This is a genomic window from Nakamurella sp. GG22 (assembly GCF_052976845.2).
Window position 1 is genome coordinate 96951 of the sequence record NZ_JBRIIO020000010.1, and the last position, 23770, is coordinate 120720.

At 68.7% G+C, this 23770-nt stretch carries 24 protein-coding genes, 2 tRNA genes and 2 pseudogenes; 11 read left to right on the plus strand and 17 right to left on the minus strand.

Translation table 11 applies throughout. From position 1 onward, the window contains the following. Positions 1 to 19: 19 nt before the first annotated feature. Positions 20 to 211 carry a helix-turn-helix domain-containing protein gene (locus tag ACVBEQ_RS12205; RefSeq protein ID WP_447153356.1) on the plus strand — a complete coding sequence of 64 codons (192 nt, stop codon included), beginning with the start codon at positions 20 to 22 and terminating at the stop codon, positions 209 to 211. Positions 212 to 246: 35 nt separating this feature from the next. After that, a complete protein-coding gene (locus ACVBEQ_RS12210) occupies positions 247 to 1353 on the plus strand; it encodes a tyrosine-type recombinase/integrase (protein WP_447153357.1) in 1107 nt (368 codons plus the stop codon). A gap of 100 nt (positions 1354 to 1453) precedes the next feature. On the opposite strand, the gene ACVBEQ_RS12215 is transcribed toward ACVBEQ_RS12210, so the two are convergent. From ACVBEQ_RS12215 to ACVBEQ_RS12225, 3 genes are all read right to left on the minus strand, one after another. Continuing rightward, positions 1454 to 1526, minus strand: a tRNA-Ala gene (locus ACVBEQ_RS12215). A 35-nt stretch (positions 1527 to 1561) separates the two neighbouring features. After that, positions 1562 to 1792, minus strand: coding sequence for a DLW-39 family protein (locus tag ACVBEQ_RS12220; RefSeq protein WP_447153358.1), 231 nt, complete (start codon positions 1790 to 1792; stop codon positions 1562 to 1564). Between the two features lie 15 nt (positions 1793 to 1807). Continuing rightward, positions 1808 to 1881 (minus strand) — tRNA-Ile (locus tag ACVBEQ_RS12225). A 218-nt stretch (positions 1882 to 2099) separates the two neighbouring features. Between ACVBEQ_RS12225 and ACVBEQ_RS12230 the strand changes: the two are divergent. After that, a pseudogene (locus tag ACVBEQ_RS12230) lies at positions 2100 to 2500 on the plus strand (VOC family protein). A gap of 49 nt (positions 2501 to 2549) precedes the next feature. Then, a pseudogene (locus ACVBEQ_RS12235) lies at positions 2550 to 3035 on the plus strand (SAM-dependent methyltransferase); the annotation flags it as partial. A gap of 56 nt (positions 3036 to 3091) precedes the next feature. On the opposite strand, the gene ACVBEQ_RS12240 reads toward ACVBEQ_RS12235, so the two are convergent. Further along, positions 3092 to 4138 (minus strand): class I SAM-dependent methyltransferase, encoded by a 1047-nt coding sequence (locus tag ACVBEQ_RS12240; RefSeq protein WP_447153359.1) that lies wholly within the window; start codon positions 4136 to 4138, stop codon positions 3092 to 3094. A gap of 183 nt (positions 4139 to 4321) precedes the next feature. Between ACVBEQ_RS12240 and ACVBEQ_RS12245 the strand changes: the two genes are divergently transcribed. After that, the gene (locus tag ACVBEQ_RS12245) at positions 4322 to 7168 is read left to right on the plus strand and encodes an AfsR/SARP family transcriptional regulator (RefSeq protein ID WP_447153360.1); all 2847 of its coding nucleotides are present in this window, start codon (positions 4322 to 4324) and stop codon (positions 7166 to 7168) included. A 12-nt stretch (positions 7169 to 7180) separates the two neighbouring features. On the opposite strand, the gene ACVBEQ_RS12250 is transcribed toward ACVBEQ_RS12245, so the two are convergent. The 3 genes from ACVBEQ_RS12250 to ACVBEQ_RS12260 all read right to left on the minus strand — a co-directional run bounded on the left by ACVBEQ_RS12250 (position 7181) and on the right by ACVBEQ_RS12260 (position 9766). After that, positions 7181 to 7891: a PIG-L deacetylase family protein gene (locus ACVBEQ_RS12250; protein ID WP_447153361.1), complete on the minus strand. Its 711-nt coding sequence runs from the start codon at positions 7889 to 7891 to the stop codon at positions 7181 to 7183. After that, positions 7888 to 9153: an MFS transporter gene (locus tag ACVBEQ_RS12255; RefSeq protein ID WP_447153362.1), complete on the minus strand. Its 1266-nt coding sequence runs from the start codon at positions 9151 to 9153 to the stop codon at positions 7888 to 7890. The genes ACVBEQ_RS12250 and ACVBEQ_RS12255 overlap by 4 nt, the downstream gene beginning before the upstream one ends. Positions 9154 to 9250: 97 nt before the next feature. After that, positions 9251 to 9766, minus strand: a complete 516-nt coding sequence (locus ACVBEQ_RS12260; protein ID WP_447153363.1) for a hypothetical protein — start codon at positions 9764 to 9766, stop codon at positions 9251 to 9253. A 160-nt stretch (positions 9767 to 9926) separates the two neighbouring features. On the opposite strand from ACVBEQ_RS12260, the gene ACVBEQ_RS12265 reads away from it, so the two are divergent. Next, positions 9927 to 10136, plus strand: coding sequence for a hypothetical protein (locus ACVBEQ_RS12265; protein ID WP_447153364.1), 210 nt, complete (start codon positions 9927 to 9929; stop codon positions 10134 to 10136). Between the two features lie 73 nt (positions 10137 to 10209). Here ACVBEQ_RS12265 and ACVBEQ_RS12270 read toward each other — a convergent pair whose 3' ends face one another. Both ACVBEQ_RS12270 and ACVBEQ_RS12275 read right to left on the minus strand, forming a co-directional pair. Beyond that, on the minus strand, positions 10210 to 10482 hold the full coding sequence (locus ACVBEQ_RS12270; protein WP_447153365.1) for a hypothetical protein: 273 nt from the start codon (positions 10480 to 10482) through the stop codon (positions 10210 to 10212). Between the two features lie 187 nt (positions 10483 to 10669). Next, positions 10670 to 10909: a hypothetical protein gene (locus ACVBEQ_RS12275; RefSeq protein ID WP_447153366.1), complete on the minus strand. Its 240-nt coding sequence runs from the start codon at positions 10907 to 10909 to the stop codon at positions 10670 to 10672. Positions 10910 to 11164: 255 nt separating this feature from the next. Between ACVBEQ_RS12275 and ACVBEQ_RS12280 the strand changes: the two genes are divergently transcribed. From ACVBEQ_RS12280 to ACVBEQ_RS12290, 3 genes are all read left to right on the plus strand, one after another. Continuing rightward, complete coding sequence (locus ACVBEQ_RS12280; protein WP_447153367.1) at positions 11165 to 12400, plus strand: alpha/beta hydrolase family protein; 1236 nt, start codon at positions 11165 to 11167, stop codon at positions 12398 to 12400. Positions 12401 to 12659: 259 nt separating this feature from the next. Then, a complete protein-coding gene (locus ACVBEQ_RS12285) occupies positions 12660 to 13172 on the plus strand; it encodes a hypothetical protein (protein ID WP_447153368.1) in 513 nt (170 codons plus the stop codon). A gap of 130 nt (positions 13173 to 13302) precedes the next feature. Beyond that, positions 13303 to 14112, plus strand: a complete 810-nt coding sequence (locus ACVBEQ_RS12290; protein WP_447153369.1) for a lipase family alpha/beta hydrolase — start codon at positions 13303 to 13305, stop codon at positions 14110 to 14112. Position 14113: 1 nt separating this feature from the next. On the opposite strand, the gene ACVBEQ_RS12295 is transcribed toward ACVBEQ_RS12290, so the two are convergent. Both ACVBEQ_RS12295 and ACVBEQ_RS12300 read right to left on the minus strand, forming a co-directional pair. After that, positions 14114 to 15031, minus strand: coding sequence for an RNA polymerase sigma-70 factor (locus ACVBEQ_RS12295; protein WP_447153370.1), 918 nt, complete (start codon positions 15029 to 15031; stop codon positions 14114 to 14116). After that, on the minus strand, positions 15028 to 15975 hold the full coding sequence (locus ACVBEQ_RS12300; protein WP_447153371.1) for an NAD-dependent epimerase/dehydratase family protein: 948 nt from the start codon (positions 15973 to 15975) through the stop codon (positions 15028 to 15030). Before ACVBEQ_RS12300 ends, ACVBEQ_RS12295 begins: the two co-directional genes overlap by 4 nt. A gap of 114 nt (positions 15976 to 16089) precedes the next feature. Between ACVBEQ_RS12300 and ACVBEQ_RS12305 the strand changes: the two genes are divergently transcribed. Continuing rightward, positions 16090 to 16443 carry a hypothetical protein gene (locus ACVBEQ_RS12305; RefSeq protein WP_447153372.1) on the plus strand — a complete coding sequence of 118 codons (354 nt, stop codon included), beginning with the start codon at positions 16090 to 16092 and terminating at the stop codon, positions 16441 to 16443. Positions 16444 to 16450: 7 nt separating this feature from the next. Here the strand turns inward: ACVBEQ_RS12305 and ACVBEQ_RS12310 are convergent, their stop codons facing one another. From ACVBEQ_RS12310 to ACVBEQ_RS12325, 4 genes are all read right to left on the minus strand, one after another. Continuing rightward, on the minus strand, positions 16451 to 17260 hold the full coding sequence (locus ACVBEQ_RS12310) for an ABC transporter permease (protein ID WP_447153373.1): 810 nt from the start codon (positions 17258 to 17260) through the stop codon (positions 16451 to 16453). Then, the gene (locus tag ACVBEQ_RS12315) at positions 17257 to 18207 is read right to left on the minus strand and encodes an ABC transporter ATP-binding protein (protein WP_447153402.1); all 951 of its coding nucleotides are present in this window, start codon (positions 18205 to 18207) and stop codon (positions 17257 to 17259) included. The genes ACVBEQ_RS12310 and ACVBEQ_RS12315 overlap by 4 nt, the downstream gene beginning before the upstream one ends. A 5-nt stretch (positions 18208 to 18212) precedes the next feature. Next, a complete protein-coding gene (locus tag ACVBEQ_RS12320) occupies positions 18213 to 19313 on the minus strand; it encodes a LolA family protein (RefSeq protein WP_447153374.1) in 1101 nt (366 codons plus the stop codon). An 85-nt stretch (positions 19314 to 19398) separates the two neighbouring features. After that, complete coding sequence (locus tag ACVBEQ_RS12325; protein WP_447153375.1) at positions 19399 to 19557, minus strand: hypothetical protein; 159 nt, start codon at positions 19555 to 19557, stop codon at positions 19399 to 19401. Positions 19558 to 19631: 74 nt separating this feature from the next. Here ACVBEQ_RS12325 and ACVBEQ_RS12330 point away from each other — a divergent pair, with 74 nt between their 5' ends. After that, on the plus strand, positions 19632 to 20129 hold the full coding sequence (locus tag ACVBEQ_RS12330) for a GNAT family N-acetyltransferase (protein WP_447153376.1): 498 nt from the start codon (positions 19632 to 19634) through the stop codon (positions 20127 to 20129). A 193-nt stretch (positions 20130 to 20322) separates the two neighbouring features. Here the strand turns inward: ACVBEQ_RS12330 and ACVBEQ_RS12335 are convergent, their stop codons facing one another. After that, positions 20323 to 20886, minus strand: coding sequence for a DUF3566 domain-containing protein (locus tag ACVBEQ_RS12335; protein ID WP_447153377.1), 564 nt, complete (start codon positions 20884 to 20886; stop codon positions 20323 to 20325). Then, positions 20883 to 23513 carry a DNA gyrase subunit A gene (gene gyrA, locus ACVBEQ_RS12340; protein ID WP_447153378.1) on the minus strand — a complete coding sequence of 877 codons (2631 nt, stop codon included), beginning with the start codon at positions 23511 to 23513 and terminating at the stop codon, positions 20883 to 20885. Before gyrA ends, ACVBEQ_RS12335 begins: the two co-directional genes overlap by 4 nt. Positions 23514 to 23770: the final 257 nt, after the last annotated feature.

Below are 23770 nucleotides of genomic sequence, written 5' to 3' on the forward strand. Positions count from 1 at the left end.
CAAGTTGAGGAGCAACGGAGTGACGACGGTAACCAACGCGCCGAAGCTGCTGCTCACAGCAGTCGAGGCAGCCGAACAGCTGGCGGTGTCCCGCACGAAGATCTACGAACTGATGGCGGCTGGAACGCTTCGCTCGATCCACATCGGTCGGCTCCGGCGAGTCCCCGTGGACGCCCTGCGCGAGTTCATCGATCAATCCGCAGAACAGTGAGTGGTCGGGGTCGTCGGGGACACGGCGAGGGATCAGTGTTCCAGCGTTCGAACGGGATGTGGGTTGCTCAAGTCGATCTCGGTTGGATCGGCGGCCGGCGTCGTCGTCGCACGGTGTACGCCGGCAGCGAGCGGGAGGTTCTGGCCAAGCGTGATCAGCTCCGCAGCCAGCTGGGGAGGGGTGTCAATCTGGCCGATCCGCCGAGGACGGTCGAACAGTGGCTGAACGAATGGCTCCGAACTGTTAAGGTCGGCGACGGTACAAGCCAATCGACTCTTGCCCGGTACGAACAGATTGTGCGAGTGCATCTCATTCCGCTCATCGGGCGGATCAAGTTGTCGGCGCTGTCGCCACGCGACGTGCAGCTTATGGTCAGCCAGCTGCGCGAATCAGCCGCGCCGGCATCGGTCGTCAAGATCCACGGGGTGTTGCGCAATGCTCTCGCCGACGCGGAGCGCATGGATCTGGTCCCCCGCAATGTCGCGAAGGCAGTACGTTCCGCAACACTGACGCGCACGGAGCGACGGGCACTGACGCCGACCGAAGCCTCCGTCCTGCTCGCGCGGCTGCAAGGAGACCGCCTGGAGGGCGTCTTTGTCGTCGCCCTATCGACTGGCCTCCGCCGAGGAGAAGTACTCGGCCTCCGATGGCAGGACATCGATCTTCCCGGACGGGCCCTCTTCGTTCGGCAAACCGTCCAGCGAATCAACGGTGAGCTGCGGTTCGTCCCACCAAAGACCCACCGATCGACACGGTCGATGCCTCTGTCAGCGCTCACGGTGTCCGCGTTGACCGCGCAGCGAGCCCGGCAAGCGGAGGATCGACTGTTGGTCGGCGCGGCCTGGGAGGACCACGGGCTGGTCTTCGCCACCCATCTCGGAACGCCGCTGGAGCCGAGGAATGTCAACCGGAGATTCAGCGCAGCGCGCTCGGCGGCAGGGCTTGAGTGGGTTCGTTTGCATGATCTTCGGCATGCTTTTGCCACGTTCCTGCTTGACCAAGGCGAGGAGCTCAGAACGGTCATGGATCTGCTCGGTCATTCGACGATCAGGCTCACCGCGGACACCTACGGACACGTACTTCCATCCCGCGCGCGGAGTGCCGCGGATGCCATCGATCGAGTGTTAGGAGGAGGCAAGTGACAACGTCAGGAAAGCTCTTGGCTGTAGTTAGGCTGTACCAGCCTGAGATTGTTGCTGATCTTGAACCATGTCGCGACCAGAAACCGCAGGTCAAACCCTGTGGAGACGAAGAGAATCGAACTCTCAACCCCCGCCTTGCAAAGGCGGTGCTCTGCCAATTGAGCTACGTCCCCGAACGGACCGGGTGAGCCGGTCCGAGCGAGCAAGACTACGAAGTGGCCGGTGTCCCGGTCGGAGCTACGGGTGTCGTCGGTGTGCGGGTGGCTTCGTCCCACAGGGCCGCCTCGGCGGCCGCTGCCTGTCGGCGCCGCTGGACGAGGGCGGCGGCTGCGCCGGCTGCTGCCAGGAGCACCAAGATCTTCTTCATCAGCACCATCCAGTCGAAATGCAGCGATCGAGCACTGACACCGACCGTACTGCAGCCGTCCCTGGCGGGCATCAGCGACCACAACCGTGGGCCTAGGAGGACTTGAACCTCCGACCTCTTCCTTATCAGGGAAGCGCTCTAACCGTCTGAGCTATAGGCCCGCGAACACACCACCGCGACACCGAAATCGGACGGAATCCGACGGGTGCCGCGGTCAACCAGGCTACCCCACCGGCTCCCGCCAGCCCAAACCGCGAGCGCGAGTCAAGACCAGGCTCAGCACCGATGAGTCCGGCGAAGCACCGCCGTCCAACCCTCGAAGCCCACGACAGTGAGCGCCGACAGCCACCCGAACCCGGAGGAGACCGCCGTGCCGACCATGATCTTCGTGAACCTGCCCGTCAAGGATCTAAACAAGTCGAAGCAGTTCTTCACTGAGCTCGGCTTCACGATCAACAAGCAGTTCACCGACGACAAGGCCTCCACCATCGTCATCAGCGACACCATCTACCTGATGCTGCTGGTCGAGCCGTTCTTCAAGACCTTCACCAAGAAGGACCTGGCCGACGCCACCACCAGCACCGAGGCGATCATCGCGCTGTCCGCGGACAGCCGGGAGGCCGTCGACGAGCTGGTCGACAGGGCCATCGCGGCCGGCGCCGGACCGTCGCCGCGCCGATGGACGAGGGCTACATGTACGCCCGCAGCTTCGCCGACCCAAACGGGCACCTGTTCGAGGTCATGTGGATGGATCCGAACGCCGTTGAGCCGACCAACTGAGCGTCGAATGCCCAGCACGACGATCCCCGACCGGCTGACCTGGGCAGTCGAGCGCCTCGACGTCCGGCCCGACCAGCGCATCCTCGAGGTGGGCTGCGGGCCGGGCGTCGCGGCGGGACTGATCGCGGACCGGCTGCAAAGCGGCGTCGTCATCGGGATTGATCGATCGACAACCGCGATGGGCCGGGCCACCAAGCGCAACGCCGAGCACATCGCCGCAGGTCGAGCGCGGTTCCTCACCACCGACCTGGCCGGCTACCGACACACCGGCCCAAGATTCGACACCGTCGTCGCGATGAACGTCAACCTGTTCTGGACCGGCCCCGCCACCGAAGAGTGGCAACGGATCGACGAGCTGCTCGCACCCCGAGGCCGGTTGTTCCTGTTCTACGGCTACGGGCCCGGCGACCCTACGAGCAGCCGGGACATCGCCGGGCCGCTGACCACCGCGATGAAACAACGCGGGTACCAGGCGAGCGCGGACCGGGCGCCGGACGGGTCCAGCATCTGCGTCACCGGATATCGACTCGGATAAGAGGGCGGCGGCCGCGCCACCGGGCACGACCGCCGCCAGAGAACCGCCGCCAGTAACTACCGCCGGACCTCGTACGCCAGGTTGAACGGAGTCTGCGCGGCCCGGCGGAACCGGGTGAATCCCGCCTGCTCCGTCACCCGGCGGATCGCGGCCTCCCCCGCCTGTGCGCCGAGCGCCTGGCCACCGGTCTGGGACAGCGCGTTCGGCACGCACAGGAACATCGACCCGGCGTAGAACAGCCGGCCCACCGGGTTGAAGTTCTCCTCCACCCGGTCGGACGCGGCCGGCTCGACGAGCAGCCAGGTCCCGTCCGGCGCCAGCGACTCCCGGACCCGGCGGGCGGCGGCCACCGGGTCACCCATGTCGTGCAGCGCGTCGAACGTCGTCACCAGGTCGTACCCGGCACCGCTGAAGGTGTCGGCGGCGGCGACCTCGAAGCTGACCCGGTCGCTCACTCCTGCCTCCGCGGCTTTCTTCCGTGCCAGGTCGATCGACTCCGAGTGGTAATCCGACCCCGCCACCGTCGCGGACGGGTACGCCTGTGCGAGCAGCACCGACGTCGACCCCAATCCGCACCCGATGTCGGCGACCGTGCCGCCGGCGGCCAGCTTCGCCTCCACACCCTCGAGCGCGGGGATCCAGTTCGGCACCAGCTCGGCGACGTAACCGGGCCGGTAGAACGCGTCGCACCCGACGAACACGTCCTCGTGATGTTCGTGCCAGGCGACGCCCTCGCCGGTGCGGAAGGCCTCGGTGAGTCTCGGTTCCGCCTGCAGGTAGCCGAGTGCGGCGACGAAGGCCGCGGGCACGCTCGGGCCGTTCGGGTCGGCCAGGCAGAACGCCTGCTCCGCTGTCAGAAAGAACTGTTCCGACGCCGCGTCGTAGCTGACGTAACCGCCGGCGGCCTGCACCCGCAGCCATTCGGTCAGGTAGCGCAGGTCATACCCGGTGCGGACTGCGAACTGCTCGGGCGTGGCCGCGCCCTCGGCCAGCGCCGGGTAGAGACCGAGCCGGTGCCCGATCACCACCGAGCCGGCCGCGCCGGTGGCACCCATGTCCGTGACGACCTGCCCGAGAAACTCCATCACCTTGTTGGCGTCCATGTGGACTCCCCTCTGCTTCGGCCGGCCGTGTTGCCGGCGACGAGAGCAAGGCAACGCCCCGGCACTTCCGCCGCCCTTCCGTGCGCTGTCACGCCGCTTGCACGCACCACATGGGAGCCGGGAAGCGCGCCGATTTCCGGAGCGCAGCACCAGCAGGCATTCTGTGTGCCTGGAGGTGCGGGAATGGCAGGCAGCGGCAGGCCTCTGGTGCGGGTCGACGTGCTCGGCCCGCTCCGGTTGACGGTCGACGGCGAGCAGGTCGACGTCCGCGGATCCAAGCGGCGCGCGGTGCTCGCCCTGCTGGCCATCGCGCAGGGCCGCACCGTCACCGTGGACTCGCTCGTCGACGCGCTGTGGCCGTCGGAGGCCCCCGAATCGGGGCGACAGGCGTTGCAGAGTCATGTCTTCCGGCTGCGAGGTCAACTCGGCGCGGCCGCCGCACGGTTGCAGACCCAGCCCAGCGGGTACCGGTTGGAACTAGGTGCCGACGAACTCGACCTGGCCCAGGCGCGTGCGCTGTTGACCCGCGGCCGGTCCGAGCGGGACCCGGCGGCCGCGTTCACCGTCCTGCGTCAGGCCGACGCACTATGGCGTGGAACGGTTCTCGCCGACCTCACCGAGTTCCTGCCGATCGGGAACGCGGCGGTCGAGTGGGCGCAACTGCGCCGGGACGTCACGGACGCGTTGCTCGCCAGCGGCATCGCTGCCGGCCGGTCCGACGAGGTGCTCACCCTGGCGGTCGAGTCGCTGGCCGCCGACCCTCTGCGTGAACCTGCGGTGCTGCTGCTGATGCGCGCCCTCGCCGGAGTCGGGCGGCCCGCGGACGCCCTCCGGGAGGGCCGCGAGTATCGGCAACGGTTGGCGGACGAGACCGGTTTGGACCCGTCACCGGCGCTCAGCCAGCTGGAACGCGACATCGCTGGTGGAGCAACCGGTCCCGGCTCGCAAGCGCCGAACCGAACCGCACGGCCGGCGACCCGGATCATCGGCCGGGAGACGGAGTTGGCCGAGCTGCGTCGTCTCCTGGGTTCCGAGCGGTTGGTGACGATCGTCGGTCCCGGCGGAGTCGGCAAGACCCGGCTCGGAGTGGAGGCCGCCCACCGCGACCCCAGCCATGCCGAGACAACGACGGTGCTGCTGGCGCCCGTCACCGATCCCACCGCCATCCCGCACGCGCTGGCTGCGGCACTGAATCTCACCGTCGTGCAGGGTGACGTGCTGGCCGCCTGCCTGGCCGTCCTCGGCAACCGGGCGGGACTGCTGCTGGTGGACAACTGCGAGCACCTGATCGACGAGGTCCGCGACACCGTGGACATCGTCCTGGCGTCCTGCCCGCGGCTCACGGTGCTCGCCACCAGCCGGGAACCGATCGGTCTCCCCGCCGAGTGCGTTGTCCGGTTGACGCCGCTGCCCCTGCCGGATGGGGAGCCGGACATCGCCCGGGTCCCGTCCGTCGCGGTGTTCCTGGAACGGGCGGCCAGGGTCGGCCCCGGTGCGCGGCCGACCGCTGCGGAGCTGCCCACCGTCGCCGACATCGTCCGCCGGCTCGACGGGATGCCGCTGGCCATCGAACTCGCGGCCGGGCGGTTGTCAACCTTCTCGTTGACCGACCTGCAGGGGCGGCTCGACCGCTCGCTGGACCTGGTCGGCGGTGCCCGGAGCAGCGGTGACGCACGCCACCGGACGCTCCGTTCGACGATCGAGTGGTCGTACGAATTGCTCACCAAGGACGAGCAGCGGGTGTTCCGGCAACTGGCGATGTTCGTCGACGGCGTCGACGTGGACACCGCCGAGCGGTACGCGGCCGAGCTTGCGCCGAACCGCGACCCGGGCGACATCCTGGCTCGGCTGGTCGACGCGTCGATGATCGTCGCGAGCTTCGAGGGCGGCACCCGGTTCCGCATGCTCGAAACACTGCGGTCCTACGGGCTGGACAGGCTGGCGGCTGCAGGCGACGCAGACGCCGCGGCGCAGCGGTTCCTCCGTTGGGCCGTGCAGCTGGCCGGCTGGATCGACGCGACCATGTCCACCGAGCAGGAACCCGAGGCGGACGCGATCCTCCGACGCGAGTTGCCGAACCTGCGCGCGGCCTGGCGGCTGGCCCGCGACCGCGGATCGCTCGACGACGCGGCCGCGTTGGTCGTCGCCCTGTTCGACGGGATCGGCCACCGGGACCTGATCGAAATCCGAGGCTGGGCCGGGGAACTCGCGGACGACCCTGCCCTCCCGACCCACCCGGAGGCCACCGCGGTGCTCGGGACGGCAGCTGAGGCCGCCTATCACGGCGGGGATTACGCCCGAGCCGATCGGCTCGCCCGCCGCGGGCTGGAGCTGGCAACAAGTACCGCCGGTTCCTGGTACTGCCTGACCGCGCTGTCGGTGGCCGACCTGGCCCGCGGCGCGCACGCCGACGCCGTCGAACACTCCATCGCCGGGGCCACGGTGTCGAGCCGATACCGGGGCAATGTCGGCGTGGCCGCGCTCGCCGCCACCTACGCCGGCGATCTGGAGCGGGCACGGAGCTGGCACGACCGGATGACGGCGGCCGAGGTGTCGCCGACGATGCGGGCGTGGAGCGCGTACGTCGCCGGTGAGATCGAGAGCTTCGCCGGTCATCCGGATGACGCCGCGCCGCACTATGCCCGGGCGATCGACCTGGCCCGGTCGTCCGGGGCGACGTTCCTGGTGGGCGTCGCCACCGTCGGGCTGCTCGCGGTGCGGGTCACCGGCGGGCACCTGCGGGAGGCGCTCACCGGCTTCCGGGACGTCATCGATTACTTCGCCCGCACCGGAAACTGGACACACCTGTGGGTGACCCTGCGGAATCTGGCCGAGCTGCTGCGGCGGCTCGGTGACCACGAGACGGCGGCACTGCTGGACGCCGCAGCGGACCGGGCGCCCGATGCACCGGCCGACACCCGAGCACCCGCTCACGCACCGAGATTCGATGACGTTGAACCGGTCTCGAACCGGGACGAGCTGCTGGACGCGGCTCGCCAGGCCATCGACCGGGCGCTGCGACTGGCGTGACGGTCCGCGGGGTCACCGCCGCTCGACGAACGTCTCGTCGAGGATCCACTCGGTGTAGCAGTCGAGCCCCAGGGCGTTGAGCAGCCCGGCGGTCTGGGTGCGCTGCGCGGCCAGCGCGCGGACCTTGCGGGCGGCGGTGTCCGGGTCGAGGACCAGGTCGAGCGCCAGCCGGTCGTCGGGCACCGGAACCGGGTAGCCGGGCAGGTACACGCCGAGGCTGTCGTCGATCGCCGTCCACCGCGGAATCCGCCGCGCCGGAACGGCCGACTGCAGCAGCCGGGTCCCCGGCCGGGCCGCGCGGTCGAACGCCGCGAGCGTCCAGGCACCGACGGCGCGGTGGTCGGGGTGACCGGTGATGCCGTCCGGCCCGAACGTCAGGACCGTGTCCGGGTCGACGTCGTCGATGATCTCGGCCAGCCGATCGACCGGTGGCTCCGCCGCCGCACATCCGCCGTCCCGGTGGCCGAGCCAGTGGTGCTCGGTGACGCCGAGGATCCCCAGGCAGCGGGCCAACTCGACGGTGCGCTCGGCGGCCAGCCGGTCCGGTGGCCAGCTGTCCGGGTCGGGCGTGCCGAGCTCGCCTCGGGTGGCCGTCACGCAGGCCACCCGGGATCCGGCATCGCGGGCGAGCGCCATCAGACCGCCGGACAGGTAGGCCTCGTCGTCCGGATGCGCCCAGATGCCGAGGATGCTGCCCAGCGCGGCGACATCAGAGGCAGTCATCGCCCGCCCGCCCTTGCACCCACGGCCAGCACCAACACCCCGGCACATCCGAGGCCCAGTGCCAGCACCGACACCGCACCGGCCCCGGCCGCGTCGATCACCAGGCCGCCGAGCAGGGCGCCCACGCCGAAGCCGAACTGGATCGCCGAGCTGTTCAGTGCCATGAGGATTGACGCGGACCGGGATCCGAGCCCAGCCAGCCGATGCTGCTGACCGGTCACCAGCGCCCAGCCGGCGAAACCCCAGCCCACCGCGATGGCCAGCTCCACCGCTGGTGCCACACTGCCGAAGAGCAGCACTGACAGCACAAGGGTCTGGAGCGTGGCGGCCACCAGCACCACCCGCGGACCGCCCCACCGGTCCCCAGCGGACCCGCCGCACCAGGTCCCGAGCACGCCGCCGACCCCGAACCCGGCGATGAACGCCCACAGCCCGTAAGGGTCCGCGGCGGCACCGATGAGCACGCCGAGGTAGCTGTACATGCTGTTGGAGGCGGCCATCATCAGGAACGTCGCGCCGAGCACACCGAGGACAACGCGGGACCGCATCGGGCGGAGTCGCTCACGGGCGGTGGAGGCGGTCAGCGTGGCTGCTCCGACATCAGTGCGCAGCAGGCCGACGATCGCCACCGCGGTCAGCAGCGCCACCAGTGCGAATGCCACGCGCCAGGACACTGTCGCCGCGAGTACCAGTCCGACCGGCGCGCCCACGATCATGGCTGTCGACGATGACGCCTGTAGCCCGCCCAGCGCACGCCCGTGGTGGGTCGGCGGGTAGGTGGCGATGGCGGCCGCGGCGCCCGCCGGCCCGTACACCGACGCTGCGAGACCACCCAGCAACCGGGCCACCAGCAGCACCGTCATGGACGGCGCCACCGCAGACGCCGCGGCGCAGACACCGAATGCGGCGATGGCACCGATCAGCACCGGCCGCTGGTGCCGCCCGCCGAGGGCGGCCCCGAACAGTGGCGCACCGACCGCGTAGGCCAGCGCGAACGCCGTGACGGCCAACCCTGCGACACCGACGGTGACACCGAGGTCAGCCGCGAGGGCGCCGAGTAATCCGGCCACCACGAAGAGATCGGTGCTGACAGCGAAGGTGCCGATCCCGAGCGCCGCGATCGGCGCCCACCCGACCGTCGGCCGGTCCCTGGCACGGGTCGTCCGCTCGGTCGGCGCCCGGGCTGCCGTCTGGACGGCTGCCGCCTCGACAGTTGCTGTGCTGCTGGTCTTCTCGCTCATCTCGCCCTCCGCATCGGTCAACGGACCGATGATCGCGGGGGGCGCTTCCAGCTCACTGTCACGTCACTGCCGTGCGGCTTTCGGCGGACGACCTAGAGCAGATGGGTCTAGGTGAGGTTCACCACAGGTGCCGGGCGCCGGTGCGGTGGTGGCGCACCTTCGTGTGATCGGCGGGGGCGTCGATGCAGGGACGGGTGTACCGGTAGGACCACGGCTTGTCCCCGTGGCCGCTGATCGTCCAGCCCTCGTCGAGGAGTTCCTCCCGGAGCTCCTGGAGGCTCTTCGTCATCCCGCGAGCCCACTGCTCCTGCGGCGGCAGATCGTCCTTGAAGGACCTCGGAGAGACGAAGGTGCCACCGGCGATCCGGTAGGTCGGCCAGCGCGGGTCATCACTGCTGGCCACCCCGACAAAGCGGTAGGTGGCGCTGCCGGACTGGGAGCTCAGGGTGGTCAGCACGCTGCTCACCCAGGAGGTGTCGCCGACGTCTTCCAGCTCGATCTCCAGCGTGTCCTCTTCCGGCAGCACGGCGAACCAGTGCCCGTGCAGTCCGTCCCACCAGCGGAGCCCGTCGTCGGAGTACCGTCCGGGACCACGGTTGGGGTGCTGGGTGTGATGACCTGTGCGGGTTGTCATGATTCCTCCAGACAACCAGGCTAGGCCGGTCGGTCAGCGCTCTGTAGGGACCAAAGACCTTGGTAGTACGCGTCTTTGTGCGCACCTGGTGCTACGGTCGATGCTTCCTCTCGGCCGGAACACCCAGGCGTCATCTCACCATTCCGAATCGGAGCAAGCAGTGACGAACCGGAAGTCGGGCTCCATTCCCCCGCACCACCGCAGGTTGGCCTACACCGTTGCCGGCGTGATGTTCGGCCTGCTGCTGGCCACGGGCCTGTTCCTCAAGCTGGTCGGGGGACTGGAGGTCAGCTGGTTCTGGATCGTGGTCACACCGGTGTTCATGACTGCGCTGATCGTCTTCTATCTGTGGGTGAGATTGAGCGACTGACGACCGTCACGGCCGGTTGGTGAGGGCGATCACCATGGAACTGGCGAGATACCTGCACGTCTGATCGCCGGAGTCAGAAAGGACGTCGACGCCCCATTGCGGGCACGTCGACATAGGCGAACTCCAGCGAACCGGACGCGCTGCCGTGGCGGACCGACACGGCCGACACCAATGCCGCCATCAGCATCGCGGCCGCGCAGGTTTCGCCGAACTCCTCCAGGTGCGACAGCAGGATGTACGCCGGCCCGTCGCCGACCGAACTGAGCACCAGGCCGCCCAGGGCCTCGAAGCCGACCGCAGCCGCCAACAGGGTCGCGACACCGGCCATCAGCCAGCGAGTAGCCACGGTGGGCACCCGCCTGATGCCCGCAAGGGCGGCGACCAAGAACCCCGCGGCCAACACCAGGCTCCGGGTAGAAGCCAGGGCGAAGCGGAAGGCGCCGGCCCGCCGCCGACCACCCGCCCCACCGGTTCGAGCTGCTCATGCAGGGACGCGAGGTCATCGACGGAGAGGACGACCAGCACCACCGACGTCACGGCCACGGCCACCACGACCAACCGGCTCGCCGGGCGAAGAGCCCCGCGCAGGCGTGGATGGCGGCGCCGACAACGAACACGGCGACGTTGAACCAGGTATGCAAATTGGCCTCGGCGCGGACGTCGACGAACCGGACGGCCGGCGATGCCGGATCGGTCAGGAAGTCCCAGGGCGTCACCCGTGGAAGGACCAGGCAGGAGCCGACGAGAACGGCGCCGGCTACATCGACCACCACGAAGACCACTGCCGCCCTGCGTCCCGAGGCGGTGGCGTCGATGTCGGGACCCGCTCCGGCTTGGTCATTGGAAACCGAGGTTGGTGGCGGCGATCGGGGTGGCGCCGTCCCGGCGTCGGGTGTGTCGTGATCCGGGCTCCGTCGCTGATGCCGTCAAGCACAGCTCGTTGATCATCCGGGACCTAGAGTGAGCAACCGTCACCGACGAACTGACCGTCGGGCAACGCCATACCGGCTGCCCGTGAGGAGACCTTGATGAGCCCTGGTTCCTTCTTCGCCCACCCCCATCAGGCGTTCACCGCCGGCTTCTACAAGTCGGACTGGGACTTCGAGGTACGGATTGCCCTGGGCATGGCCGTCCACGGTGGCGCCGAACCGGGTGAGGTCCTGGCGACCATCGCGGACATCAGCGACGGGGACCACCAGAAGTGGTTCGACAGTTGGGTTGCGCTGGGCCGGCGGGTGGTGGCGATCGCGGATTCCTGCGCCGCGACTTGCCGGCGACAGAGCGCTGCAGACGCGTACCTACGGGCCGCCAATTACCTCGCCATTGCGGTGAATGCGGTGGACGGGCTCAGGAGCCAGGATCCGCTGCTGCCGACATTCCGTGAGCATCGGGTTGCGTGGGACGGGTTCATCAGGAATGCGCCCTATGCGGTCGAGACTGTCGAGATTCCCTATGAGGAAACGATACTCCCCGGCTTCTTCTTCGCTCCCGACGGTGCCTCGGCGGTCAGGCCGACCCTGATCATGATCAACGGCAGTGACGGGTCGCTCAGCAATCTGTGGGGCAGCGGAGCCGCCGGCGCACTCGAGCGTGGCTACAACGTCCTGCTGTTCGACGGGCCCGGACAGCAGTCGCTGCTGTTCGAGCGCAACATCCCCTTCCGCTTCGACTGGGAGGCCGTCACCACACCGGTCGTCGACTTCCTGCTGACCCGCGCCGATGTCGACCCGGCAAAGATCGCGCTGTACGGAATCAGCCAGGCCGGGTACTGGGTTCCGCGCTCCCTGGCGTTCGAGCATCGCATCGCCGCCGCCATCGCGGACCCCGGCGTCGTCGACGTGTCCACATCGTGGACCGACCACATGCCCAAGAGCATGATCAAGCTCCTCCGCGAGGGAAATCGCGAGAAGTTCGACAAGGAAATGGCTTTCGGGATGAAGATGCCCGGGGCTGGGAAGACCGCGTGGTCCTTCCGGGCCCGCCCGTACAACCAGACCGGCTACTACGACACCATGGCCGAGGTGCTCAAGTACAACGTCACCGACGTGGCGGCGTCCATCACCACCCCGCTTTTGATCACCAGCCCGGAGGACGAACAATTCTGGCCGGGCCAATCGGAGAAACTCGCCTCACTTATTCCGGGTGAGACCCAACTGGTCAAGTTCACCGCCGCGGAGGGCGCCAACTACCACTGCCAACCATTGGCGCGCCTGCTGACCGAGCAGCGGATGCTCGACTGGCTGGACGCGAAGCTCCAGGGTTGAGTCGCGACGAACCCGCCCGACTCGGAGAGTTGTCGTGCGGCATCAAGATCGTCTGGAACTGTCGTCACGTAATTGCTGACAGAACCGTCAATTTCCGTCAGTGCCTGACGGCAAAGTCAGAAATGGCTTGATCGATACACATTTGTGGACCCGCATGATTGGCGGGTGTAGGTTCCCAGTTGCTCGTCATCGGGAGCGCATAAAGAAGGGACCGCCCAATCCGGCCACGAGAAGAACTCTCATCGCTGCAATCGCTATCGTGGCCACCGCCGTCACAGCGACACCGGCGTCGGGGCAGATCATCGACGGAAGCCGTTATAGCGAAACCACTACCGACACCTTCACGGCCTGTGGCGTGGATGTGCGATTCACTGACCACGTGGACGGGATGTTCAAGATCCGCCAACACGGCACTCAATCCAAGGCATATCTGTTCGACCACTTCCAGGATTCAACTGTCTACACGAATCTCGATACCGGCAAGTCATGGAGAGTGCTGACGATCGGCACCCATGTCGATGTCAAGATCGACCTGGTCAGTGGAACCGTATACCGCTTCACCTGGCAGGACGCGGGTCCGTTCAAGGTGTTCGACGGAAACGGTCGCCTCGCTTACGTTCAGGCGGGGCTCCGGAGGGAGTCGGCCGAAGTCGACACCCATGGAAACCTTGACCTCGATGATGACGACTACCTACTTCAGCTCAGCTTCGAACTCCGAGGGCACTACCCGAACGGGGATTTCTGTACGGACCTCACCAATTTCACCAACTGACAATGGTGAACAGGTTTGATATCCAGTTGATGTAGCCCGCCCAGCAGAAACGGATTCCGGCGACCTGTAGTCGTTCGTCGCGGAACCTTGCGCCCGCCCGTCCTTGGAGTGAGCAGGCACAGTGGAGGGCGTGCTGCGCAACTTTGCCCCCGCCCGCCGACGGCTCGTGCTCGCGTTGCTGGCACTGCTGACCGTCGCGGTGCTGGCGCTCGGGACGGTCTTCGTCGTCCAGCGAACCGGCGGATCGGACCCGGTCGCCGTTGACCAGAGCCGGCCGGGACCGGTGCTGCTGGTGCCCGGTTACGGCGGTTCGATGGGCTCCCTGCGGACGCTCGCCGGCAAACTCACCGACACCGGTCGCGACGCGACGGTCATCCAACTGCCCGGCAACGGAACCGGGGATCTGAACGCGGCCGCCGAGGTCCTCGGAACCGCGGCCCGTCAAGCGATGGCCCGGACCGGCGCGACAAGCGTTGACCTGATCGGGTATTCGGCCGGCGGCATCGTCGTGCGGCTGTGGGTGGCCGACGGCGGCGCGGACGTCACCCGGCGGGTCGTCACCCTCGGCTCCCCCAACCACGGCACCTCATTGGCCGACCTGGCCGGCTCCCTGGCCGTCGACGCCTGCCCCGAGGCGTGCCGCCAGTTGGCCACCGACAGCGACGTAATCCGCCGGCTCAACACCGGTGACGAGACACCGGCCGGTCCCACCTGGGTGTCGATCTGGACGACTCAGGACCAGACGGTCACCCCACCGGACACCGCAAAGCTCGACGGGGCGGTCAACCTGCCGGTGCAGTCGGTGTGCGCGGACGCCGATGTCGGTCACAGCGACCTGCCCAGCGCACCCCTGGTGCAGGCGATGGTGCTGGCCCAACTGGAGGCCGGCACACCCGCACCGCTGACCGACGTGGACTGCGTGCGGCTGCGGCAGGGCTGAGTCAGCGAGCGGACAGCAGCGCAGCGGCGAAGTCACCCACCGGCCCGAGGTGCGCCAGCTTGTCCGGGTTGACGACCGAACTGATGCCGTTGACCTGCCCGTCGGCGATGTCCAGTGCCCACACGGCCATCAGCCGCTGCTGCCCATCGAGGAACACCGCCCCCGGACCGCCGTTGACGTCAACCGCGCGCATCGACACCCCCGGTGCCCTGGTCGCGAGCCGGATCCAGCCGATCAACGTCTGGGCGACCCGGTGCCGGCCGCGGATCGAGCGGGCGAGCGCCGGGACTTTGCCACCGCCGTCGCCGGTCAGCTCCACGTCGTGGGCGAGCAGCGTCTCGAGCCCTGCGAGGTCACCGTGCTCGGCCGCGGCGAAGAACCGCACGGCGAGCTCGTCACGCTGCTCTCGGGTGCTGGAGAAACGCGGCCGGCGCTGCTGGACGTGCCGCCTCGCGCGGGTGGCGAGCTGCCGCACGTTGTCCTCGGACTTCCCGACGATCCCGGCGATCTCCGGGTACGCGTAGTCGAACACGTCGTGCAGCAGCAGCACGGCCCGCTGCTCCGGCGAGAGGCTTTCCAGCAGCACCAGCATCGCCACCGAGAGGGAGTCGGCGATCTCGGCGTGCCGGGCCGGGTCGTCGCGGCCGTCGGTGATGATCGGCTCCGGCAGCCACTGGCCCACGTAGCGCTCGCGGCGGGCGCGGGCGGAGCGCAGCTCGTTGATCGCCAGCCGGGTGGTGACCGTGGCGATGAACGCCCGCGGCGAGACGATCCGCTCGCCGTCGTCGAGCACCTGATGGATCCGCAGCAGCGCCTCCTGCACGATGTCCTCGGCTTCCGAGACGCTGCCGAGCATCCGGTAGGCGATCGCGAAGGACACCGGCCTCAGCTCGTCGAGCAGCTCATCGTGGCTCGTCATACCGCGGGACTCCGCACTGCGTCTGCGAAACCGTCACGCCAGCTGGGATGGGCCGGTTGCCACCCGAGGTCGCGCTTGGCCTTGGCGTTGGACGCGCCGCGGATCTCCGTCATCATCACCACGCCGGTCTCCCCCGCGAACAGCCGGCCGACGAACCGTGGAACCCGCGCCGGCTCCTTCGCGCCGAGGGTCAGGGCCAGACCCGGCAGCCACTCGCTGACCAGTGCCGGGTCGTCGTCGACGATGTTGTAGATCCCGCGCCGGCCGTGCTCGATCGCCGCGACCGTCGCATCCGCGGCGTCCTCGACATGGATGAACGACCATACGCCCGCACCGTCCCCGACCAGCGGAAACTTGCGCTGCCGCACCATCTCCGACTGCTGCCCGCCCGGCGCGATCGACGTACCGGGGCCGTAGAACGAGCCGTACCGCAGCACGATCCCCTCCGTCCACCGGGCACCCAGGACAGCCTCCTCGAGATGACGGATCGCCGCCAGGTTCTTCCGGGTCTGTTTGGGCGGCGAGGTGTCGAACGGGTCCTCCTCGGTTTTGACCGCTCCCCCGGTGCGGGCGTAGGCGAGGAAATGGCTCTGCGCGACGAACCGCCGCACCCCGACCGCCTGCCCGGCGGACAGCAGATGATCGGTGCCCTCCGTCCGCAGCCGGTTCGTGGCCGCGAAATCCCTTTCCATATGCCGGGTATCGACCGATCCGATCGCCGTGAGCTGATGCACGATGACGTCCGGCCTTACCCGGCCGACCGCCTCCGCGACCTGCTCCGGATCGAGCGCGTCGGCGACCACTGGGACCGCCCCCAGCTCGCGGAGCAGGTCCCGCCTCGTCTCGCTACGCGTCATCCCGTGCACGTCATATCCGGCCCGGACCAGCCGTGGCACCAACTGCTGCCCGATCGCCCCCGTCGCGCCCGCCACCAACACTCTCATCGTCATCTCCCTGGTCGAGGTTTCTTCCACCCCTTTCGACACGACAGCGGGTTCGGTTGTGACACCACAGAATTGAGGACGCCGATCCTCCGGTGCAGCTTCCACATTCCTTCCATGGGAAATGTCGAGGTGATGGTGGACGGCTACCGCATCGAACCGCTCGGACCGGGGACGTGGGATGCGTACGCGGGCTTGGCCGAGCGGCACAACGGCGTCTGCGGTGGGTGCTGGTGTACCTGGTTCCACCTTTATCCCGACGTCGCCGTCCGCGGCGCCCTCGAACTGATCTCGGCGGCGGGCGGTGGACTGGTCGAGTCGTACCCGCACGACCTCCCGCCGGACAAGAAGACGTCGTCGTCATTTCTCCACAACTCCACCCGGACCGTGTACGAGCAACTCGGTTTCGAGTACCAGCGGCCGAAGGGCAAGAGCAACTGCGTGACCACGAAGGTGATCCCGCCGCGCTGAGGAGCGCTCAGCTGGTGATGTCCTTGGTGGTGAAGTTGGCCCAGGTGGCCGCGAGTAGCACCCCGACGTACACCGCCTGCAGCCCGATCCCGCGCAGGATGTCGCGCCAGAGGATCGGGTCGCGGAAGAAGTCGACGAACGAGAGCCAGTACCGGGTCGGCAGGTACGGCGCGATCGGGGACGCGGCGTCCAGGGTGAGCAGCAGCGATGACGCGATCAACACTGCGAGCGCCCCCAGCGTCGCGCCGAGCGGCGAATCGGTGAAGGTGGAGAAGAACAACGCGAACGCGGCCACCCCGCACATCGACACCGTGACGTAGCCGATGGCCAGGATGGTCCGGACGGTCAGCTGCTGCGCGGTGAGCGTCGTCCCGGACACCGAGGTGCCGGCGAGCGGCTGGGTCTCGAACAACGTCACGCCCAGCAGGTAGCCGATCGCGGCGACGATCAGCACGGTGACGAACGCGAACGCGAGCACCGAGATGAGCTTGGCGACAAGCAGTCTCGTCCTACCGGCGGGCCGGGCGAGGAGGTAACGCAGGGTGCCGGCCTGCGCCTCGCCGGCGATGGAATCACCCGCGATGACGGCGATCGCGATGGGCAGGAACAGCGGCAGCACGATGGCCAGAGCGGCGAGCGGAAACAGCGCGCCGTTGGTGAGGACGGCCGAGAGGAACGCCGGTCCGCGACCGGGCCGGGGCGCCAGGTTCGTGACGGCCAGCAGCACCGCGACGATGATCGGCAGCGCGTTGAGCAGGCCGATCGTCACCCAGGTCCGCCGACGGCGGAACAGCTTGCGCAGCTCGACGGCGATCACGAGGCTTCCCCTGTTGTGGCGGGATCTGCCCGTTTGGTGCTCGCAGCGTCCACCCGGTCGGTGCTCGCGCCGGCCGCGGCCAGCACGACGGCCTCCAGCGTCGGGCGTTCCAGCGCCAGCCCGGTGACCGGGACACCTGCCCCGACCAGCTGTGCGTTGATCTCGGCAGGGTCGTCGCCCCGGACGATCACCCGCTGCCCGTCGATGGAGCTCACCCGGCCGTTCATCGTCGCCTGCACCCTCGCGGGGTCCGGGGAGATGACGACGGTGCTCCCGGTCGGGGCGGTGAGGACGGCCAGCTGCTCCTGCAGCACCAGCCGGCCACGGTCCAGCACGCCGACCCGGGTGGCCATCTGCTCGACCTCGGCCAGCAGGTGACTGGACAGGAAAACCGTTGTGCCCCTGCGATTCAGCGCGAGCAGCAGCTCACGGACCTCGGCGATGCCCTGCGGGTCCAGGCCGTTCGTCGGTTCGTCCAGGATGAGCAGTTCGGGGCTGCGGAGCAGCGCACCGGCCAACCCGAGTCGCTGCCGCATCCCCAGTGAGTAGGCCTTCACCGGACGACGACCGACGCCGGACAGGCCGACCTGGTCCAGGACCTCGTCGATCCGCCTGCGGCGGGTCCGCCGTCCACCGCCCGGCCCGGACGCGTCCAGCAGCGCCATGTTTTCCCGCCCCGACAGGTGCCCGTACGCGGCGGGGCCCTCGATCAGCGCACCGACCCGCGGCAGCACCTGCCGTCCGGCGCGCGGCATCCGCTCACCGAGCACTTCGACCTCGCCGGTGGTCGCGAGCACGAGCCCGAGCAGCATCCGCACCGTTGTTGTCTTGCCGGAGCCGTTCGCGCCGAGGAAGCCGTAGACGTCGCCGGCCCGGACGTCGAGGTCGATGCCGTCGACGGCGCGCACCCGCCCGTAGCTCTTGGTGAGCCCGCGGGTGGCGATCACCGTCGTCATGTGCTGCCTTCCAATTCGGCCGCCGCCTGGGCCAGCGCGTCGAGGGTGACGGTGCCGGTGATGACCGACTGCGTGCGACCGCTCGCCGCCACCAGCAGGATGCCCAGCGGGCCGGCGGTCAACCGGGTGCCGAGGTCGTCGGTGACGGCGTTCGGGTCCTGCGCGGCGGCGCGGCGGAGATCGGCCGCGACGCCGTACGGCAACGGGACGACGGCGAGGAAGGTGACGCCGCGGCCGTAGATCCCGACGGCCGGCGGCGCTCCCTCGAGCGTCCGTCGCGGGAGACCCGCCAAGGTGTCCGGGAGAGGGACCGGCGACAGTTGGCTGCCGGCGTTCTGCAGCACGCCCAGAGTGTCGCCGATCTCCACGTCGGCGCTGGGGGGCGGGTCGAACGTGGTCAGGCTGTCGCCGGCCGGCGGGGTGAGGTCCAGGTCGACGAACCGGGTGTCGAGCGCCGGGTTCTCCGCACCCTTTCCGTAGACCTGCACCCGGATTGGCAGCCCGGTTTCGGCGTCGACGTAGATCTGGACCCGGTCCACCGACGAGGCCGCGGCCGCCGGTGTGAGCTGGAGTCCGAGGGCGTCCCGGCCGGCGATGCGGTCCGCGCCGATCCTCGACAACTCATCGGGCTCGGCCTCGGACAGCAGTCGGCGCGCGAGGGTGTTCGGCAGCAGGTCCGGTGGCGTCGGCAGGGCGAGCGGCGCGTCCTCGGTCCGGGTGGCGCGGTCGGCCTCGTACTCCCACGTCCAACTCCCGGCGGCGTCCCGGTAGAACCCGGTTTCTCCGCCGGCCGTCACCACGTCGACGCGGTTGTCCGCCGGGCCGCGCCACCAGACCCGCATCTCGGTCCGGTCGCTGAACAGGTCCGCCAGTGAGCTGAGCTGATCGGCGACCGGTAATGCGAGACCGCCGGACGATTCGGCGAATCCGGAGAATGGGACGTCGACGCTGTCCAGTGCGGCCGTGCGCAACTCGGCGGCGGACCGGTTCTCGTCCGCCGCCGGCCACGCCCCGACCAGAGCCGGCAGCGCGGCGAGGACCGCAACCAACGTGGCCACGAGGGCCCAGCGCCGTGCGGCACCGTTCCCTCGTGCCATGCGAACCACGGTACGTACAGCCCTGTCCGGCGCGGCTCGCCTCCGTTGCCTTTGGCGGCAAGGATGTGACGACAAGTGTTGCGGCTCAGTCGGTGTCGCTCTTCCCGGAGTGCTGCTCGTCGTACAACCGCTGCTCCTGCTCACGGGTGGCCATGCCGCCGTGTCCGCCTTGCTCGGTTTGTCCGGGCCGGATGTTGGGTGGGTCGTCGACGGTGATCTCGGGCTCGTCCTCGGGCTTCGTCATGGCCGCAGTCTGCCCCACCCGCCGCGTCGGGCCGCCGGATCGGGCGTGCCGTCGCGGTGCCGCAGAATGGTCCGGTGATCTCGACGGACCTGCGCCAGGTCGACTACCACGACACCGACGCCCAGCTGCTGATCGACGAGGTACAGCAGGAATACGTCGTGCGCTACGGCGGCCCCGACGGCACCCCGGTTGACCGGGACGAGTTCAGCCCACCGAATGGGCACTTCATCATTCTGTATGAGGCGGACCGGCCGGTCGCGATTGGCGGCTGGCGGTTCAGCGAGGACACCCGAGTGGCCCTGGGCTACCCGGAGCGGGTGGTGGAGCTGAAGCGGATGTACGTGGTCCCGGCCAGCCGCGGCCGCGGGCACGCCCGGACCGTCCTGGCTCATCTGGAGCAGACGGCCGCCGCTGCCGGAGCCGGTTGGATGGTGCTGGAGACCGGCGGCGCCCAGCCCGAGGCCGTCGCGCTGTACCGGTCCTGCGGCTACTCCGACGTTCCGGCGTTCGGCCACTACGCCGACAGCCCGCACTCGATCCACCTGGGCAAGCGGCTGACTCTCACCGGCTGACGCGTCGGGTCTATGGGGTCCACGGGGATCCGGCCAACCGCCGCGCGGCCCTCACTCCGCAAACCAACGCCTCACGCCTGCTGCAGCAGGAGCAACGGATAGGCAGCACGAGTGAGGGCGGAGTGCGGCTTGCTCAGTTCGCGGAAAGGCCGCCCCCGCGAACGGAGACGGCCCCAGCGCAGCCCCGCAGGACTCAGTCGCGCTCGCCCAGCGTCAGCTCGACCCCGCCGGACATCGCGGCGGCGGCGTTGTAGATGAAGGCGGCGATCGTTGCCAGCAGCGTGAACAGCACGATGTTGATCGCGCCGACCACGGCCGTCACGCCGAACACCCTTGTCGCGGTGATCAGATCGGTCTGACCGGCCGACGCCTGATCCGGAGACGACGTCAGCGTCGAGAACGTCTCGTTGATCTTCGTCCAGACGTCCATCGAACCGAGCGTCAGGTACAGGATCCCTACGGCGATCATCCAGACGAAGAACATCACGATCGAGACGATCAGGCTGATCTTCAGCACCGTCCACGGGTCGACCCGCTTCAACTGCAGCGACGCCAACCGCGGCGGCCGTCGGGTCGCCTTCGCACGCCGGGCGTTCTCGGACCCCGGCCGGGGCGGAGGCACCGCGGGCGCCCCGGGGCGGGGAGCCGGCGGGCCGACATGCTGCGGCGCGGCCAACGAGGCGTTGCCGTCACCGCTGCCGCGGGGCGAGTCGGCCGGCGATGCGGTGGACGAGCCCGGACCTGACGTCGCCGTCACGAGGAGCTACCGCCGTCGGGGCCGGCACCGTCGGGAGAGCCGTCAGCGGACCCGCTGGGTGAGCCATTGGCTGAGCCGTTGGAGGACCCACCATTGGAACCCGGCGTCCCGGGCCCGGCCGGACCGGGTCCAACAGGACCGGCCGTTCCGAGCACCGCGTCCTCGACCTGCTCGGCCGCGGCGTTCCGTGCGATCGCCACCAGGCTGTCGCCGTCGGACAGGTTCATCAGCCGAACTCCCATGGTCTGGCGCTTGGCCTTGCGGACCTCCTTGGCCAGGGTCCGGATGACCCCGCCACTGGAGGTGATGGCGTACACCTCTGTGTCCAGATCGACCATCAGTGCGCCCACGAGTTTGCCACGCTTGCGGTCGTACTGGAGCGTCAGCACTCCCTTACCGCCGCGACCCTGCACCGGGTACTCGGCGATGTCGGTCCGCTTGGCGTAGCCGCGCTCGGTGGCGACCAGCACCTGGGCACCCTCCTGAACGACGTCCATCGACAGCAGTTCGTCGCCGGAGTTGAACCGCATACCGAGCACACCGGACGTCGCCCGGCCCATCGGCCGTAGCGCCTCGTCGGAGGCATGGAAGCGGATCGACTGGCCCTCCGCGGAGATGAGGAGCAGATCCTCCGTCGAGCCGCAGAGCACGGCGCCGACCAGTTCGTCGTCATCGCGCAGGTTGATCGCCACGATCCCGCCGGAGCGGTTGGAGTCGAACGAGGTGAGCTCGCTCTTCTTGACCAGCCCGCCCTTGGTGGCCAGCACCAGGTACGGCGCGACGCTGTAGTCGCGGATCTGGATGACCTGGGCGATCTTCTCGTCCGGCTGGAACGCCAGCAGGTTGGCGACGTGCTGACCCCGGGCGGTGCGGTTCGCCTCGGGCAGCTCGTACGCCTTTGCCCGGTAGACCCGGCCCTTGTTCGTGAAGAACAGGATCCAGTCGTGCGTGGAGCAGACGAAGAAGTGCGCGACGATGTCGTCGGCCTTCAGTGCAGCCCCCATCACGCCCTTGCCGCCGCGCCGCTGCGCCCGGTAGAGGTCGGTCTTGGTGCGCTTCGCGTAACCGGTCCGGGTGATGGTGACCACCACGTCCTCGACCGCGATCAGGTCTTCCATCGAGACGTCGCCGTCGTAGGGCACCAGCCGGGTCCGCCGGTCGTCGCCGTGCTTGTCGACGGCCTCGGTCAGCTCGTCCCTGATGATCTTCCGCTGGCGCTCGGGCTTGTCCAGGATGTCGCGGAGGTCCGCGATCTCCCGCTCGATCGCGGCCAACTCGTCGATGATCTTCTGCCGCTCGAGGGCGGCGAGCCGGCGGAGCTGCATGTCCAGGATCGCGGTCGCCTGGATCTCGTCGACGTCGAGCAGGCTCATCAGGCCGGCCTTGGATTCCTCGGCCGACGGTGAGCTGCGGATGAGGGCGATGACCTCGTCCAGCATGTCCAGTGCCTTGACCAGGCCGCGCAGGATGTGGGCCCGCTTCTCCGCCTGATCCAGCAGGTACTGGGTGCGCCGGACGATGACCTCGATCTGGTGCGCGACGTAATAGCTGATCATCTGGTCCAGCCGCAGGGTGCGCGGCACCCCGTCGACGATGGACAGCATGTTGGCGCCGAACGAGGTCTGCAGCGAGGTGTGCTTGAACAGGTTCGCCAGCACCACCTTGGCGACCGCGTCACGCTTGACCGTGATGACGATCCGCATGCCGATCCGGTCTGATGACTCGTCGGCGATGTCGGCGACGCCGCTGATCCGGCCGTCCTTGTGCAGCTGGGCGATGGCCTCGACAAGGTTGTCGGGGTTCACCTGGTACGGCAGCTCGGTGACGACCAGGATGGTGCGGCCCTTGGCGTCCTCCTCGATGTCCACGACGGCGCGCATCCGGATCGAACCGCGGCCGGTCCGGTAGGCGTCGCGGATGCCGTCGGTGCCGACGATCAGCGCACCGGTCGGGAAGTCGGGTCCCTTGACCCGCTCCATCGCCGCGTCCAGGAGCTCCTCGGCGGAGGCCTCCGGGTTCTCCAGCGACCAGACCACGGCCGCGGCGACCTCGCGCAGGTTGTGCGGCGGGATGTTGGTTGCCATCCCGACGGCGATGCCGGACGAGCCGTTGACCAGCAGGTTCGGGATCCGGGCCGGGAGGACCGTCGGCTCGGTGGTCTTGTTGTCGTAGTTCGGGATCATGTCGACCGTGTTCTGGTCGATCCCGGACAGCATCAACATGGCCAGCGGCGTCAGCCGGCACTCGGTGTACCGCATGGCCGCTGGCGGGTCGTTGCCCATCGAGCCGAAGTTACCCTGGCCGTCGATCATCGGGTACCGCAGCGACCACGGCTGTGCCATCCGGACCACGGTGTCGTAGATCGACGAGTCGCCGTGCGGGTGGTAGTTACCCATCACGTCGCCGACGACCCGGGACGACTTGACGGTGCTGCGGTCGGGACGGAACCCGGAGTCGTACATGCCGTACAACACCCTGCGGTGCACCGGCTTCAGGCCGTCACGGACATCCGGCAACGCCCGGCTCACGATGACACTCATTGCGTAGTCGATGAACGACCGCTGCATTTCGTGCTGAATGTCGACCGGCTCGGTGCGATCGTGTTCCGGTGTGGTGGGACCTGTCACGCCAGAGTCCTTCCCTGTCAGTTCCGTCCTTTGGACGGTTGTGTTTTCTTCTCGGACCCAGGTCCGCGGTTCTCAGTGGCTCAGAGATATCCACATGTGGATGATTACTGTGTATAGATCGCCATTACGCCGAACGGTGCCCCGGTTGTTCCGGAGAATGTGACTCAGGTCGCATTCGTCACTCCCTGAAGCTCTTGTGCCATGGTCGGCGTTCCCTTTCCAGTGACCGCCGTGGGCCGCCGCTTCCGCCGTACCGG

What these genes read in the sequence shown, in the direction of transcription:
- ACVBEQ_RS12220 (WP_447153358.1), bottom strand. Translation starts at nt 1,792, where the DNA reads ATGCCCGCCAGGGACGGCTGCAGTACGGTCGGTGTCAGTGCTCGATCG.
- ACVBEQ_RS12240 (WP_447153359.1), bottom strand. Translation starts at nt 4,138, where the DNA reads ATGGACGCCAACAAGGTGATGGAGTTTCTCGGGCAGGTCGTCACGGAC.
- ACVBEQ_RS12245 (WP_447153360.1), top strand. Translation starts at nt 4,322, where the DNA reads ATGGCAGGCAGCGGCAGGCCTCTGGTGCGGGTCGACGTGCTCGGCCCG.
- ACVBEQ_RS12250 (WP_447153361.1), bottom strand. Translation starts at nt 7,891, where the DNA reads ATGACTGCCTCTGATGTCGCCGCGCTGGGCAGCATCCTCGGCATCTGG.
- ACVBEQ_RS12260 (WP_447153363.1), bottom strand. Translation starts at nt 9,766, where the DNA reads ATGACAACCCGCACAGGTCATCACACCCAGCACCCCAACCGTGGTCCC.
- ACVBEQ_RS12280 (WP_447153367.1), top strand. Translation starts at nt 11,165, where the DNA reads ATGAGCCCTGGTTCCTTCTTCGCCCACCCCCATCAGGCGTTCACCGCC.
- ACVBEQ_RS12295 (WP_447153370.1), bottom strand. Translation starts at nt 15,031, where the DNA reads ATGACGAGCCACGATGAGCTGCTCGACGAGCTGAGGCCGGTGTCCTTC.
- ACVBEQ_RS12300 (WP_447153371.1), bottom strand. Translation starts at nt 15,975, where the DNA reads ATGAGAGTGTTGGTGGCGGGCGCGACGGGGGCGATCGGGCAGCAGTTG.
- ACVBEQ_RS12305 (WP_447153372.1), top strand. Translation starts at nt 16,090, where the DNA reads ATGGGAAATGTCGAGGTGATGGTGGACGGCTACCGCATCGAACCGCTC.
- ACVBEQ_RS12320 (WP_447153374.1), bottom strand. Translation starts at nt 19,313, where the DNA reads ATGGCACGAGGGAACGGTGCCGCACGGCGCTGGGCCCTCGTGGCCACG.
- ACVBEQ_RS12325 (WP_447153375.1), bottom strand. Translation starts at nt 19,557, where the DNA reads ATGACGAAGCCCGAGGACGAGCCCGAGATCACCGTCGACGACCCACCC.